At 66.9% G+C, this 13,236-nt stretch carries 13 protein-coding genes; 1 reads left to right on the top strand and 12 read right to left on the bottom strand.

All coding sequences use genetic code 11. The features are described from left to right. Positions 1–218: 218 nt before the first annotated feature. On the bottom strand, positions 219–1,478 hold the full coding sequence (locus tag ACAH01_RS14725) for a hypothetical protein (RefSeq protein WP_372479690.1): 1,260 nt from the start codon (positions 1,476–1,478) through the stop codon (positions 219–221). 176 nt (positions 1,479–1,654) lie between these two features. Here ACAH01_RS14725 and ACAH01_RS14720 point away from each other — a divergent pair, with 176 nt between their 5' ends. After that, a complete protein-coding gene (locus tag ACAH01_RS14720) occupies positions 1,655–2,107 on the top strand; it encodes an iron-sulfur cluster assembly scaffold protein (protein WP_170093382.1) in 453 nt (150 codons plus the stop codon). Between the two features lie 22 nt (positions 2,108–2,129). Here the strand turns inward: ACAH01_RS14720 and ACAH01_RS14715 are convergent, their stop codons facing one another. The 11 genes from ACAH01_RS14715 to ACAH01_RS14665 form a co-directional block, all read right to left on the bottom strand. Next, positions 2,130–2,681: a hypothetical protein gene (locus ACAH01_RS14715; RefSeq protein ID WP_372479689.1), complete on the bottom strand. Its 552-nt coding sequence runs from the start codon at positions 2,679–2,681 to the stop codon at positions 2,130–2,132. 304 nt (positions 2,682–2,985) lie between these two features. Next, positions 2,986–4,998 carry a heme-binding protein gene (locus ACAH01_RS14710; RefSeq protein WP_372480811.1) on the bottom strand — a complete coding sequence of 671 codons (2,013 nt, stop codon included), beginning with the start codon at positions 4,996–4,998 and terminating at the stop codon, positions 2,986–2,988. An 81-nt stretch (positions 4,999–5,079) separates the two neighbouring features. Beyond that, the gene (locus ACAH01_RS14705) at positions 5,080–5,532 is read right to left on the bottom strand and encodes an HTH domain-containing protein (protein WP_372479688.1); all 453 of its coding nucleotides are present in this window, start codon (positions 5,530–5,532) and stop codon (positions 5,080–5,082) included. A 119-nt stretch (positions 5,533–5,651) separates the two neighbouring features. Beyond that, positions 5,652–6,674, bottom strand: coding sequence for an AAA family ATPase (locus tag ACAH01_RS14700; protein WP_372479687.1), 1,023 nt, complete (start codon positions 6,672–6,674; stop codon positions 5,652–5,654). A gap of 140 nt (positions 6,675–6,814) precedes the next feature. Further along, positions 6,815–7,372, bottom strand: coding sequence for a metal-dependent hydrolase (locus tag ACAH01_RS14695; protein ID WP_372479686.1), 558 nt, complete (start codon positions 7,370–7,372; stop codon positions 6,815–6,817). Beyond that, positions 7,369–8,238, bottom strand: a complete 870-nt coding sequence (locus ACAH01_RS14690) for a class I SAM-dependent methyltransferase (protein WP_346775225.1) — start codon at positions 8,236–8,238, stop codon at positions 7,369–7,371. Before ACAH01_RS14690 ends, ACAH01_RS14695 begins: the two co-directional genes overlap by 4 nt. Then, positions 8,208–8,609, bottom strand: a complete 402-nt coding sequence (locus tag ACAH01_RS14685; protein ID WP_372479685.1) for a 6-pyruvoyl tetrahydropterin synthase family protein — start codon at positions 8,607–8,609, stop codon at positions 8,208–8,210. The genes ACAH01_RS14690 and ACAH01_RS14685 overlap by 31 nt, the downstream gene beginning before the upstream one ends. 16 nt (positions 8,610–8,625) lie before the next feature. Then, positions 8,626–9,621, bottom strand: coding sequence for a zinc-binding alcohol dehydrogenase (locus ACAH01_RS14680; protein ID WP_170093388.1), 996 nt, complete (start codon positions 9,619–9,621; stop codon positions 8,626–8,628). Continuing rightward, positions 9,621–10,358, bottom strand: coding sequence for a GTP cyclohydrolase IIa (locus tag ACAH01_RS14675; RefSeq protein WP_170093389.1), 738 nt, complete (start codon positions 10,356–10,358; stop codon positions 9,621–9,623). The genes ACAH01_RS14680 and ACAH01_RS14675 overlap by 1 nt, the downstream gene beginning before the upstream one ends. 48 nt (positions 10,359–10,406) lie before the next feature. After that, the gene (locus ACAH01_RS14670; protein ID WP_240936945.1) at positions 10,407–11,186 is read right to left on the bottom strand and encodes a CDP-alcohol phosphatidyltransferase family protein; all 780 of its coding nucleotides are present in this window, start codon (positions 11,184–11,186) and stop codon (positions 10,407–10,409) included. After that, positions 11,183–13,159, bottom strand: coding sequence for an aldo/keto reductase (locus ACAH01_RS14665; RefSeq protein ID WP_372479684.1), 1,977 nt, complete (start codon positions 13,157–13,159; stop codon positions 11,183–11,185). The genes ACAH01_RS14670 and ACAH01_RS14665 overlap by 4 nt, the downstream gene beginning before the upstream one ends. Positions 13,160–13,236: the final 77 nt, after the last annotated feature.

Below are 13,236 nucleotides of genomic sequence, written 5' to 3'. Positions count from 1 at the left end.
TCGGCCTTCAGCTCAGTGTCATCGGAGCCGCTGTTGACGAATTAATTCTTCTCCTCGCAGTTGGTCCACTCTTCACATTCGCAGTGTACACGAACGAGCTTCGGCGAAGACGATAAATCTGGATTCGGTACTAAGCGATCAGTGTTTCACCTGCATTGAGCGATTCGAGAGGGCAGAAGACGGGTGCGCCAACCGTTCTATGACTCCCTATACGATGACTACTCGGCTCCGCCCCACTGCCACGCTCCGAGTTCGATCTTCTCTTCGATGTCGTCGAGTCGCTCCGTCGAGACCGGCGCGGTCGCGTACGTGTGCTGGCTCGCGAGCTCCCGTGCGCGGGTGAGCTGTCGTTTGGCTCGTTCGTAGCGGTCGGTCGCCTCGTCGCTGTCGTCGATCTCCTCGCCCTCGGCTTCGAGCGCGTCGCCGTAGTCGATGTGGGCGTCGATCAGGCGCTGGGTCACCCACGCAAGCTGGAACTCGAGAGCCTCGGCGCTGACACTCGCCTCGCCGTCCCAGTCTGCAGAGAGCGCGGCCCGGTAGCGCTGGCGTGCTTCCCGCCAGGCGTCGACGGCGTCCGCGGGATCGTCCGTCGACTGCCCGCGGTGGCAGGCCGCCGTCGCGTCCTCGAAGGTCATCTGCACGAGTTCGTCGTAGGTCGATCCCAGTTCGTTGATCGCTTCGAGGACGCCGCCGTCGGTGACGGCCTTGCGTCCGTCGGCGATCGTCGAGTGAGCCCGGGCGAGGGTTTCGAAGGCCGTCTCGTGGTCGCCCTCGACCTTGGCCTGGCGGGCCTCGGCCAGCAGCGACTCGATTTGCTCGGTGTCGATGGCCACACAGAGCTGGTCGAGTTGCGTCTCGACGGGTTCGATCAGCTCCGTCATGCGCTCTGTGGGCGCGTCGTCGTCGTGGGTGGCAGCGTGGTGTGCGTTCGAGATGTAGGATCTGGCACCCTGGACGAGTCGTGAGGTCTCCTCGCCGCTGGCGAGTCGCTGTTCGATCTCCTCGATCGTCTTCCGTGCGTCCGTCAGCGCGGCGTCGAACTCTCCCCAGGCGGTGGCCATCCGTTCGATGTAGTCGGTGACCGTCGCCCCCTGATCGGCGTCTTTGGGCGTGAACCGGACGGAGCCGTCGGCGATCTTGACCAGTATCGTCGCGTTGAGGAGCCCGCTGTTGAACTCCGCGCTCGTGATCTCCGCGTGAGGGAAGGTCACCTCGGCCGTCTCCGGGTCGTCGCCGAGCACGAAGTAGACGCGACGGTCCGTGACCACCATGTACGCCGTGTGGCCGCCGCTTGGCTCGATCGACGTCGAACGCCCGTTGGTCGTGTGATCGAGCCCACCGTTCCCGGCGACGACGTGTTGCAGTGTCTCCCCCTCTCCCAGCAGCGACGCCAGCGGCCCACCATCGAGTTCGTCGGCCGACGGCGTCTCACCGTTCGACAGCGACTTATTCGACAGCTCACTGATTCGATCGAACATCGAAGTTCCTTGCGAACTATTAACAACGCTGTTGCAATTATAATCTTCGGTGATCGTCCGTGAAAGTCTGTCGCCGTATCGACAGATACGACGGCTTCGACGGGCGACCTGGGGCGCTCGGGACTGTGTCGGCCCCGGAACCCTTTTGGCCGGGACTCCCCTACTCGCCTCCAACAATGGGTCTTGGCGGCTCCGATATGTACCGACAGCAGATCCTCGATCACTACAAGAGTCCTCGCAACTACGGGGAGATCGAGGAGCCAACGTTCACCCACGTCGGCGAGAATCCGATGTGTGGCGACACCATCGAGATGGACGTCGTCCTCGACGACGCCGAGGAGACGATCGAACGGGTGGCGTTCCGGGGCGACGGCTGTGCCATCTCCCAGGCCTCGGCCTCGATGCTCTCCGAACAGCTCCACGGTATGTCCGTCGAAGCACTCGACGAGATGGACCGCGACGACATCGTCGACATGCTCGGCGTCGAGATCTCTCCGATGCGGGTCAAGTGTGCCGTGCTGGCCGAGAAGGTCGCACAGGACGGCGCGGACATCTACTTCGGCGAACTCGACGTGGAAAAGACCAGAACCGAAGAGGACGACGCCGACGTGCCCGACGACGCCCAGTAGCACTCGATTCTCCATCGCCTCGCTACAGGTAACTCACTTCGCTCTCCTCGACGAACACCGGGACGTGGCTGGTGTGTTCCCGCCCGTCGAACGCGATCGTCGCCGAGACGGTCGCCGGCGTCACCCCCACCAGTCGCTCGACGGAGAGGTTCGGCTCGCTGACGACCGCTCCGTCGCGGTCGCGCGTCGTCGTCGCCGAGACGGTGATCACCAGCCCGAAGGACACACCGCGGACTCCCTTTCCGATGCCGGTCGGTTCACCGTCGACCCGATCCGCGATCGCCGGGAGCACCACCTCCGAACCCACGCTGGCACAGCGCCGGTTCGCCCACAGTACGAACGGCTCCGACCGGGACTCGATCGGTCCGTCGCTCCCGACCAGCGTCGGATAGCGGATCGTGTCGCGGTCGGCGTCGTACGTGATCGACTCGTCGGTGATCGTCCGCGTCACCGAGACGGGATCGCCGCGACCGCGCCGCGCGCCGTCGATCAGGCGCGGTCGATGGGCCGCGAAGCCACTGGCCGCGGCGAGGCCGCCGCCGGTCAGTGCCGCGAGGAAGGAACGTCGGTACATACACAACCGATTCGGCCGACGCGTCGAAATAGTTCCCGTCGCTCAAAACGCCGTCAGAGCGACGGCGATCAAAAAGCGGCCACTCGTGTCACTCGTGGCCGTTCTCAGGCCAGGAAGACGTGGCGCGGGCGATCTGCGAGGACCGTCCGCCCCCGACTCCACCTTTTTCGTCGTCGGATCACTCGCGTGACCACTCCTCGAAAAACGTGGTCCTGTCGACCTTCGCGAGGCAGGGCTCGGAAATCGAGCAGAGCGAGTTTTCCGGCGGCGAAAAAGCGGCCACTCGTGTCACTCGTGGCCGTTCTCAGGCCAGGAAGACGTGGCGCGGGCGATCCGCGAGGACCGTCCGCCCCCACTGGACGGTTTCGGCGAACTCGTCGGACCGGAAGAACGCCATCGCGTCTTCCTTGCTGTCCCACTGGCTCGCGATGAACATGTCGTTCTCGTCGTCGCGGTTCGCAAGCAGCGTCGTCTCTCGGTGGCCGTCCATCTCGTCGAGTAGCTCGCCGACCTCGTCGAAGGTCTCGACGAACTCCTCGCGGTGGTCCGGCTCGACGGTGTAGAACATCCCCATCGTACCGAAGCCGTCGCCCTCGTCGGGGCGGCCGACGATCCCCGGGAGATCGGTGAGGAAGCCACTCGCCGTGTCGGCGGCACTCTGGGTCTCCCAGAGGCTGACGACGGCCGCTCGGGGCTGGTCGGCGTCCGCCGTCGCGGCGTCGAGGGGCTCGCCGGCCTCGTAGACCGCAGTGCCCTCGTGTGTGTCGTAGTGATCGAAGCTCTCCGTGAGTTCGGCCACTTCGGTAGACAGCGTCTCGGGGTCGGCCTCGGAGTACAGCACCAGCGCGAACACGTCCTCTCCGTTCGGCTGCCCGGCGTAGACGTTTGCGTCGGCGAGCTGTTGCTGGATCTCTTCGCTGGAGTTCGCCGTCGTCGGCTCGGGCTCGTCGTCCGCGCCGTCGCCGAGGTGGCCCCCGTAGGTGTCGTCGACGCCGGACACGTCGCCCAGGAACCCGGCGGCGGTCTCGGCGGCTTCCTGTGCGGTCCAGATGCTGACGACGGCGGCCCGACCGCTCTGGGCGCGCACGGTCGTCGCGACGTGGCGGTCGTAGTGGTCGAAGCTCTCCCGGAGGTCGGCGACCTCGTCGGCCAGTGCCTCGGCGTCACTCTCCGAGTAGAACAGCAGTCCGTAGTCGCCGGCGTCGTAGTCCTCGCCCTCGGACAGCCCCATCGTGGCGAGTCGCTGGGTGAGGTCGTCGACGTCCTCGTACGTGGTCTCACCCGGCGACGGGCGGCCACCGCTCCCGGGGTGGCCGTCGTCGTCGGTCTCGCTCGCGTCGTCCTGGTTGGCCACGTCGCCGCCGTCGTGTGGGTGGTCGCCCTCGGCGGAGCTGCCCGGATGGACGCCGCCGTGACTGCCCGCGTCGCCGGACTGGCCGGCCGTCGCGGTCTCGCGGGTCCCGGGATGGTCTCCGTCGGCGGGCCGGGCGTGTCCGTCGGTCGTCGCTCCCGGTGCGTTCGTGCCCTCGGCCGGAACGCGCTGGCCGTTCATCATCGCCGGCAGGTCCGACGGCGCGAACCGGCGACCGACGTAGAAGCGCCCGAAGTCGGCGAACTTCGACGTCGAAGGGTCGAAGCGCATCTGCGTGAGCAGGTCCTTGACGTGGGTCATGTCGTCGCTCCAGAGCGTGATCCCCCACTCGTGGTCGTCGAACCCGATCGAGCCGGCGATCATCTGCTCGACCTTGCCGCCGTACTGACGGCCGATGTCACCGTGGCGCTTGATGTGTTCGGCCCGCTCGGCGAAGGGCAGGTCGTACCAGTTCTGGTCCGGCTCGCGACGCTTGCTCATCGGGTAGAAGCAGACGAACTCCTCGTCGGGGATGTCGGGGTGCAGACGGGCCTGGATGTACTGTGCCAGCCCGGAGTCGTCGTCGACCTCGCCCTCGAAGTACTCGCGGGCCTTCTCGGTGTAGCCCGAGGCCTCCGTCACGGAGACGTAGGAGGTGGCCTGCTCTGTGTAGCGGGCGAACTCGGTCTGCTCGAACTGCCGCTCGGCGGCGTCCAGGTCGGCCATCGTCGGCCGCAGGTGCAGAATCATGAGGTCGGCCTTGTCGCCCAGCACGGTGTAGACCGCAGACTGGCCCGCCGAACTGTCCTCGACGGCCTCGAAGTACTCCAGGTAGTCGATCCCGTCGGTCAGCGCTCGATCCCGGTCTCGCTCGGGGGCCGCCCGCCAGGCGTCCCAGTCGACGTGGCGCAGGTCGTGCAACACGTACCAGCCCTCTTCGGTCTGTGGCGGCTCTCGTTTCATGATCGTAGCTACTGCTTCGATCCTAAGGAAGCTTCCCATGTCGAGCGACGGGTGGTCGACACCAGCCTCTGTGTGGCCCGCTATTTAGAGGTTCGAGACGGCTTCGCCAGACTCGATCCGATCGAGTGCGTCCTCGACGCGGTGGTGGGTCTGGCCGTCACAGGCCGGATAGATCCCCGCGATCTCGCCGTCCTCGCGGACGACCAGACAGATCACCGGGAGATAGAGCACGTCCGAGTCCGCGGTCTCGTGGCCCGTCGCGTGACGGAAGGCCGGCTGCAACGAGATCCCCGTTCCCTCGACGGCGTCGAGCAGTTCCTCGACGATCATCGGACAGGAAGCTCCCTCACTGTCGTCTGTCCCCGGTGTACAGACGCGCGTGCTCCACCACTCGCGGGTCACCTCCTCGACGAGCCCCCGGTCGGACAGCGCTTCCAGCTGTGCGACCACCTCCCGTTGGCGTTGCTGGGCCGCGTCCGGCGCGAACCGTCGCATGCAGAGCTGGACGGTGCTGACACCGGCTGACATCTGACTCATATCACCGGATACTACTGATACTCAGATGAAAAGTGTTGCTGATAGTGTAAAAATTGGACTACTTTCGGAGATGCACGACGCACGCCGGTGGGTCCGGTCTCCCGGCCGACCACCGCCGCTCACCCCTCTGTCTGTGCCAGTTCGCCGATCTCGGCCAGCAGATGGGAGACGTGGATCCGGTCGCTCGTCCCTTCGACGAGGTCGGCGTCGATCCGGCCGGCGATCCGGTGGATCTCGGCGACGCGGTCGCCCGAGTAGCGAGCCCGAACGACTTCGAGTACGTCTTCGAGCACGTCCCCGCCGCTGTGGCCCTCGTCGACGAGCAGGTCGTCGAGGGTCGCACGCGCGTCGGTAAACTCACCGGCTTCGGCGGCCGCGATCATCGACTCGACCTGGTCGTCGGCCTCGACGGCGTTGAGGGCCTCGTAGGCGGTGTTCATCGTGATCTCGCCCGCCTGCTCGTGGGTGGTCTGGGCGGCCAGCACCGCCTGCCGGAGATCGCCGTCGGCGTAGCCGGCGACGTACTCCAGTCCGTCCGCGTCGTAGTCGACCCCCTCTCTCTCGACGACTCGTTCGAGCGCGCCGACGGTCTCCTCGTGGGTCGGCGCACGCATCACGATCGGGAAACACCGCGAGCGGATCGGCGGGATCAGCGCGGAGGGCTGGCGAGTCGCGATCACGAACTGCGTCGCCTCGTAGTACTGCTCCATCACGCGACGCAGCGCCTGCTGGAAGTCCTCTCGCATCCCTTCGGCGTTGTCCAGCAGGATCGTCTTGTACGAGCCCGACATCGGCGTGTAGCTCGCCGACTCCTTGAGGACGTGGTTGATCAGGTCCGCCTTCGAGGAGTCACGTCGGCGCTTCGAGTCGATAAACGACGAAAACCGGGGGTCGTTGGCGACTTCCTTCTTGGTCAGATCGAACACGTCGGCGACGTTGATCTCGACGAGGTCGGCGTCGGGGTTCTCGTGGGTCTCCTCGGCCAGCGCCCGCACGGCCGCGGTCTTGCCCGACCCGATCGGTCCGTGAACGAGGAGGTTCATCGGCTCCTCGATCGCGCCCTGGAGGTGCTCGCGGGCCTGTGGCTGGGGAATGTCTGCGAGCGATGGGGCGTGTTTCTCGGTCCACAGCGGTGCGTCCATCGAATCGTCGTTGGCCGGCGACGGGTATGGATTTTCCGGATACGTACGAGATCCGTGACGACCGACGGGAGTCACGGATCTCGGAAGCGGTGAGCGGGAGCGAACAAAGTGAGCGACACGTGAGCGGCGAGGGGTGTGACTCACTCCACGATCGGCCTGACGTACTTCGGAATCCGTTTGCGAACGAGCGCGTACACTGTGCCCAGGAGGAGGGCACTCACGGTGACCCAGCGGACCGGGCCGTCGTAGACTGCCAGTACCGGAATCGCAGCGAGGACGGCGACGAGCAGATCCCGTGGGTGGCCGTCGTAGGGGACCAGATAGCGGGCCGCCAGCCACCGCCCGCGGTAATGATCGTAGACGGCGTCGGTGTTGGTCCGTTCCCAGGGTCTGAGTTCTCGGCCGCCGCCGAGCGCGTCGCTGGCCGAGTGGACGACGAACGCGACTCCGCCGACCGCGACGGCGGCGGTGAGGGGGCCGGGTACGAGCAGGGCAACGACGACGCCGGCTCCGGGGGGAATGAGTCCCAACACCGGGAAGTGGAGCGTCTTGCGGTGCTGTCCACCGAGGAGGTCGAGATCGGGGACGAACCCGCCAATGATTCCGCCGAGCGCGGCCGGTCCAGCCAGCGAGGGGGCCACGACGGTGACCGGAACTGCCAACGACAGTCCGACGAGGATGTGGGTCAGCACCATCATAGTCGCGCGAGGAAGTCGTACTGGTGGGCGACGTAGGTCAACGCACCCGCTTCGAGCTGTGCCCGCCGCGTCGTGAGCCAGTCAGTTCCGTCGACGGCGGATTCGGCCAGCGCGTCCGCGACGAACGACAGTATCTGCGAGAGGAAGTAACGTTCGTCGGCGGGATACGTGCCGTCTCGTGGCCTGACGATCCAGTCGGCGCTATCGACCGCCAGCACCGCTCGATCTCTGAGCCGATCGAGGAGGTGTCGCCCTGCCCGACTGTCCCGGCCGGGCTGGGTATCGATCGCCGCGTGGTACGCCCGCTGGACGGCCTCGTCGTCGGGGTGGTCGGGCTGGAAACAGGTCACGCCGTCGAACGTGATCGGTGCGTACAGCAGGCCGCTGGGGGCGAGCGCCCGCCGGACGGCTGCGAGGGCGTCGTCGAGGTCGACGAGGTCGAGGAACGCCTGTGCGACCACGACATCGGCCCCGTCCTGGAACTGTTCGTCGGCCGAGGCCAGCGCCTCCCCGACCCGAAACCGACAGTCGAGGCCGTCGGCGGTCCATCCCGACGCGTCTCGCGACACTGTCGCCCCCGTCTGCCGACAGATTTCGGGGCGAACTGCGCGGGCGTGGGTGACGATCGGTGCCGCCGTGTCGATCCCGCGGTAGCGCCCGCGGTCGACACCCCATCGGCGGAGGTTCGAGACGGTGACGCCGGTCCCGCACCCGAGATCGACGATCTGGGGGTCGTCGGGGAGGGCTGCGAGCAGCCGGTCCCGGACCCGCCCAGAGCGCGCTCGCTCGTCGACCGACTCCTTGGCGTGGAGGTAGCGTGGTGTGGCGTGGTCCATCAGTCCAGCGTCCGTTCGTGGCTCGCCCACGCGGCCTCGTCCTCGTGGACGCGGACGGTGAGCGTCGTCGCCGGAGCGTCCTCGAACCGTGGGGCGACACGGTCGCCGATCAGTCGCGCGAAGTGTTCGACGCTCGGATTCAGCCCGTCGAACTCCGGGAGATCGTTCAACAGGCCGTCGGTGTATCTCTCCTCGATGTCGTCGAGCGCGGCGTGGACAGCGTCGATGTCGGCGAGGTAGCCGTACTCGTTTAGCTCCGGTCCCGTGAGTACCAGGGTGACGGTAAAGTGGTGACTGTGGACCGTTCCTTCGGGTCCCGGATCGGGGACGGTGAGGGAGTGCTGTGCGATCAGATCGCGTTCGACCGCGACGCGGTACGTGTCGTGTGTGTCTGGTCCCATGTTGGTCAGTGAAAGGCTAGTAGGTGAGTATGATACCGCCAGGTGGGCAGTGTTCGTCCAGTCGTCGGTACGCCTCGGGGGCCGAAGCGAACGGGACTCGATCGTAGACGAGAGCGTCGGTCGTGATGTCGTCGAGGTGCTCCAGGGCGGTCTCCAGGCGACGTTCGTTTGACCACCGTCCCCGAAGCTCCGGAGCGATCGTACTGACCTGACTCGACTCGATGGTGATTCGGTCCCGGTGGAACCGACCGCCCAGACCCAGGTCGGCGCGGTTGGTGCCGTACCACGAGCCGACGACGATTCGCCCATCGTAGCCGACGGTACCGACGGCATCGTCGAGTGCTTCGGGATTGCCCGACAGTTCGTAGACCAGATCTGCGCCGTCGGGCTCTCGATCGGCGAACCCTATTTCGTCGCCAGGGGCAACTGCTCGGTCCGCGCCGAACCGCTCTGCGAGCGCACGTCGCTGTTCGACTGGATCGACGACGACCAGTTCGGCCAGTGGGAACGAGGCGAGGACGCTCGTCGTACACAGTCCGATCGTTCCGGCTCCGTAGACCACGACGCGCTCGCCGACGCGAGGCTGTCCGTCGAGCGCGAAGTTGACGGCGGTCTCGACGCTCGGGAGGTGTGCAGCCGTCTCCGTGTCCATCGTCTGTGGGACCGGGACGACTGCCGACACGGGAGCGGTAAACGACGTTTCGTGTGGATTGAACGCGAAGACGCGTCGTCCACGCCAGTCGTCGGCGACGGTACTTCCGGTGTCGACGACCGTGCCCACCGCGGCGTAGCCGTAGGACAGCGGGAAGGCGAGATCGCCGCTGAGAGCGTCGAGTTCCTCGTCGGCGACCAATTCTTCTGGTGCGTCACCCCGATAGATGAGCAGTTCCGTGCCCGCGCTGATTGCCGACACTGCCGTCTCGACCCGGACGGCCTCCGCGTCGAGGTCTCTTGCGGGCCGATCGCGGATCGCCGCCTCTCGTTCTGCGGTGAAGTACAGTGTCTGGACCATCAGTCTCCTCTGGCAAACCGCGTTCCGGTCTCGCGACAGCGTTCGAGCGCCTCTTTCGCCTCCTGGCCGGCATCGCGGGCGGTCGATCCCGCACCGACACCGACCTGGAGGGTGACGCCAGCGATCGCCTCGACGTGGGACAGGGCCTCGTCGAACTGCGCCTCGTCCAGTGGCGGGCAGGCGGCGACGACGTTGTCACCGCCGACGAACTGTGTGACGCCGTCGTGTTCCGAGCGGAGGTAACTCGCGAGCTCCGTCGTCGCCCGCTGGATGGTCAGGTTCGTGTCGACGGCGTTGTGGGTGTTCGTGTAGGTCCCGGTCGCGTCGACGACGTCGAAGTGTGCGATGGTGACGTGTCCCGACGATCGATCCGGACCAGCGACTGCGATGGCGGACTCTCGGGCGGGGTCCTGAGCCCCGCCGGCTGACTGCAGCGCTTCGCTGGCGGCTCCCAGTGCCGCGGCCGGCGTGGGCGCGCGGCCGATCCCGACGCTGGCAGTCACGGGGTACCGGTTGCGAACCCGTTCCTGGAATCGCTCGTGGGTCTCCGGGTCGATTCCGTTGGTCACTGCGATCATGTTGTCGAAGCGCCCGAAGAAGGCGTAGCCATCTCGGCTCCCGACGAAGTCGGCCAGATCGGCGAACAGTCGGGACTGGAACGCCTGCAGGTCGGTCTCCGACCGTGGCTTGGGTGTCACTGTCCAGGGTCCGTAGTCGTCCAGCTGGACGAGCGACATCTGGAGCCAACCGTCGCCTGATGATTGCACGGCTATCTGTTGGTGTGTTCACCTTTTATTATTATGCCAACGACCACTGATGGCGAGATAATCTCGCAGGAACACCGCCAGTGACGGAACGAGGACGACGGCCGCGAGGCTCCGGACCACGGAGGGGGGAGTCACCGGTGCCAGAGCGAACGTGATGAAGGCCATCTGGAGGCCGGCAAGCGGCCGCCGAAGCCGGCTCTCGGGAAGATCGTAGACCGGACGGCCGCGCGCAATCCGGAGTCTCCGTCCGCTCTTGAACAGGTAGCGAGCGAGCGACAGCGAGAGGTACCAGACGGGCAGTTGTCCCCAGAGCACACCGACGACTGGGGCCACAAGGAACCCGACCGTGTCGATCGCCATATCGAGGCGAGACCCCAGAACCGTCACTCGATCGGTCGCTCGCGCGACGGTGCCGTCGAGCCAGTCGATGGCTACGCTCACCCCGTAGCAGGCGGCGGGCAACCAGGCGAGCGGGGCGAAGGGATCCGGTGTGATCAGCGCACACCCGGCAACGATTGCGAGGAGGCCCCCCCGCAGCAACGTCAGCGCGTTGGCCGCACCGAGCGTCTCGAACGACGCTCCTCCCGTGCGATGGTTCGCGCCGAGGTGGTAGTACCAGAACGCGAGTTCGAAGCACAGGATTACTGCCGCGCCAACCGTCCAGCGGAACGCGGCCGGATGCACGAGGACCATCTCCAGGAGAGCGGTCCCGAGCGCCAGTCCGACGACGGCAACTACGACGCCTGCCGCCCACCGCCGCACTAGCGCGGGCGGGACCTCGCCGTCGACGCCGCTCATCTCCCGAACTCCGCGTCGGCGAGCGCCTCGATTCGGGTTATCGCGTCCGGCGGGAGGCGTCGACCGGCCGCGGCAGCGTTCGCGACGACGTGCTCCGGGTCGTTGCTCGCGGGAATCGGGACCACGCCGCGGGTGATCTGCCACGCCAGTGTGACCTGTGCCGGCGAGAGATCGTGGTCGTCGCCGACGGCGGCCAGCACTGGTTCCTCAAGCAGTCCGGGCGCGGACAGTGGCGAGTGGGCGACGACTCGGATGCCACGGTCGTGACACTCCGCGACTAGCTCCGAGCGGGGACGATACGGGTGGGACTCGACCTGAACGAGTGCCGGTGGGACACGAGCGCCCTCACAAACGGCATCGAGTTGCTCGACGGAGACGTTACACAGCCCCAGCGTGCGGGTCAGTCCCTCGTCGACGAGCGATTCCATGCGCCGCCACGTCTCGGTGAGGGACACGTCGACGGTCGCTGGCTCGCCGTCGCGTTCGGGGAACGTCAGCCGCTCTTGTTCCGCGACGGGCTTCTCCGCGAGCCGATCCAGCGGCCCCCGATGTTTCCAGGCTGTCGGCCAGTGGAGCGTGTAGCAGTCGAACGCGTCGATCCCGAGTTCCGAGAGCGACCCTCGGCAGGCCGCCGCGACGTGTTCGTGGTTGGTGTTCCAGACTTTCCCAATCAGGAAGAGCCGCTCACGGTCGGGTGTGCCGGGACTCGCCAGGAGATCTCCGATCCGGTACTCGTTGCCGTACAGTTCTGCGGAGTCAAGCAGCCGGTAGCCCGCGTCCAGCGCCCGTGCGATCGAGTCGGTCCGGTCGACGTACTCCCCGTCGCGGTAGCGCGAACAGCCGAAGCCGATCGACGGCAACCGGAGCGCCGCTCGCCCGTCGCCAGGCTGAACAGTCCCTTCGCTGAGCGGCGACGGTGGGCGAACGACCGGTGGAACCGGATCGACCGCCGTCGCGCCGCAGTCCTCGACTGTCACCGGACCGCCAGACGCCGCGGCGCGCTCGATCGCAGTACAGACGGCGACCACGTGGGCGCTGCGCCTGGCATCGGCGAGTGGCGGCCGCTCGCGGTGCCGGTGCCGTGCCAGCCGTTCGACGCCAGCGAGGTGGCGGCGCTCACGGTCGGGCGTCTGTGGCGGCATCGACGTGTACGACCGACCGAGGCCGCCGTACTGTACACTGTCGTCGGTCGCTGTCAGGGCTCCCGCGTCGTCCAGATAGAGCGACCCGTCGTCGCCGTGGAGTTCGAGTCCGTAGAACTCTCGGCTCCGATGTGGTGCGTAGAAGCTGGCGGTCAACTGGACTGTCGGGCCCGCGAACGACAGGGTTGCGGTCACGTGGCTCGCGCGTTCGGGGTCGTCCTCTGCCCGGTCTGGCCATGGCGAGCGCGCGTCGGCGGTGCGAACCGTCTCGACCGGCCCGAACCACGCGACCAAGAGCGTCAGTGGGTAGACGGCTCCGTCGTACAGCGGCCCGACGGCCAGGAAAGCCTCGGGATCGTCGTGCCACTCTGTCACCCGGCCGACGTGTGCGTGGGCGTACCCCTCTCGAATCGTGCCGGTCCGTCCGTCCGCGAGTACGCCAGCAGCCTGGCGCTGGGCGACCGAGCGGTGATTCGTCGGCGCACAGCCAAGCGCCAGGCCGCGATCGGACGCCAGCGCGAGGAGATTCCGCGCCCGCCAGGCGTCTACTGCGAGTGGTTTCTCCGAGTGGACGTGATAGCCCGCTCGCAGCGACTGCTCGGTCACGTCGGCGTGGGCCTGGTGGTCGGTCAGATTGACGACCGCCACGGCGGTGGTCTCGGCCAGTGCCGTCGTAAGGTCCGTGTAGGCCACCGCTCCGACCTGTTCGGCCAGCCGTTCGGCACGCGCCCGGTCCAGGTCACAGACGCCGACCACATCGACGGGCGACGCTGTCAGTCCCGCCGCGTACTGACTCGCCACGTCGCCGGCACCGACGAACAGGCATTGCACAGCCGATCGTTGATCGCCCGCGTAAAAAAAGAACGAGCCTAACTGGGCGCGACGATGGCATCGCCGGGAGTGACCCC

It is taken from the genome of Halomicrobium sp. HM KBTZ05 (genome assembly GCF_041530035.1).
Lineage (GTDB): Archaea > Halobacteriota > Halobacteria > Halobacteriales > Haloarculaceae > Halomicrobium.
This window is presented reverse-complemented; position numbering and strand designations above follow the sequence as displayed.

Bases quoted from the DNA above. Each gene is read 5' to 3' on its own strand.
- ACAH01_RS14720 (WP_170093382.1), top strand. From the start codon at position 1,655: ATGGGTCTTGGCGGCTCCGATATGTACCGACAGCAGATCCTCGATCAC.
- ACAH01_RS14680 (WP_170093388.1), bottom strand. From the start codon at position 9,621: ATGGTCCAGACACTGTACTTCACCGCAGAACGAGAGGCGGCGATCCGC.
- ACAH01_RS14670 (WP_240936945.1), bottom strand. From the start codon at position 11,186: ATGAGCGGCGTCGACGGCGAGGTCCCGCCCGCGCTAGTGCGGCGGTGG.
- ACAH01_RS14695 (WP_372479686.1), bottom strand. From the start codon at position 7,372: ATGATGGTGCTGACCCACATCCTCGTCGGACTGTCGTTGGCAGTTCCG.
- ACAH01_RS14685 (WP_372479685.1), bottom strand. From the start codon at position 8,609: ATGGGACCAGACACACACGACACGTACCGCGTCGCGGTCGAACGCGAT.
- ACAH01_RS14675 (WP_170093389.1), bottom strand. From the start codon at position 10,358: ATGTCGCTCGTCCAGCTGGACGACTACGGACCCTGGACAGTGACACCC.
- ACAH01_RS14705 (WP_372479688.1), bottom strand. From the start codon at position 5,532: ATGAGTCAGATGTCAGCCGGTGTCAGCACCGTCCAGCTCTGCATGCGA.
- ACAH01_RS14700 (WP_372479687.1), bottom strand. From the start codon at position 6,674: ATGGACGCACCGCTGTGGACCGAGAAACACGCCCCATCGCTCGCAGAC.
- ACAH01_RS14715 (WP_372479689.1), bottom strand. From the start codon at position 2,681: ATGTACCGACGTTCCTTCCTCGCGGCACTGACCGGCGGCGGCCTCGCC.
- ACAH01_RS14725 (WP_372479690.1), bottom strand. From the start codon at position 1,478: ATGTTCGATCGAATCAGTGAGCTGTCGAATAAGTCGCTGTCGAACGGT.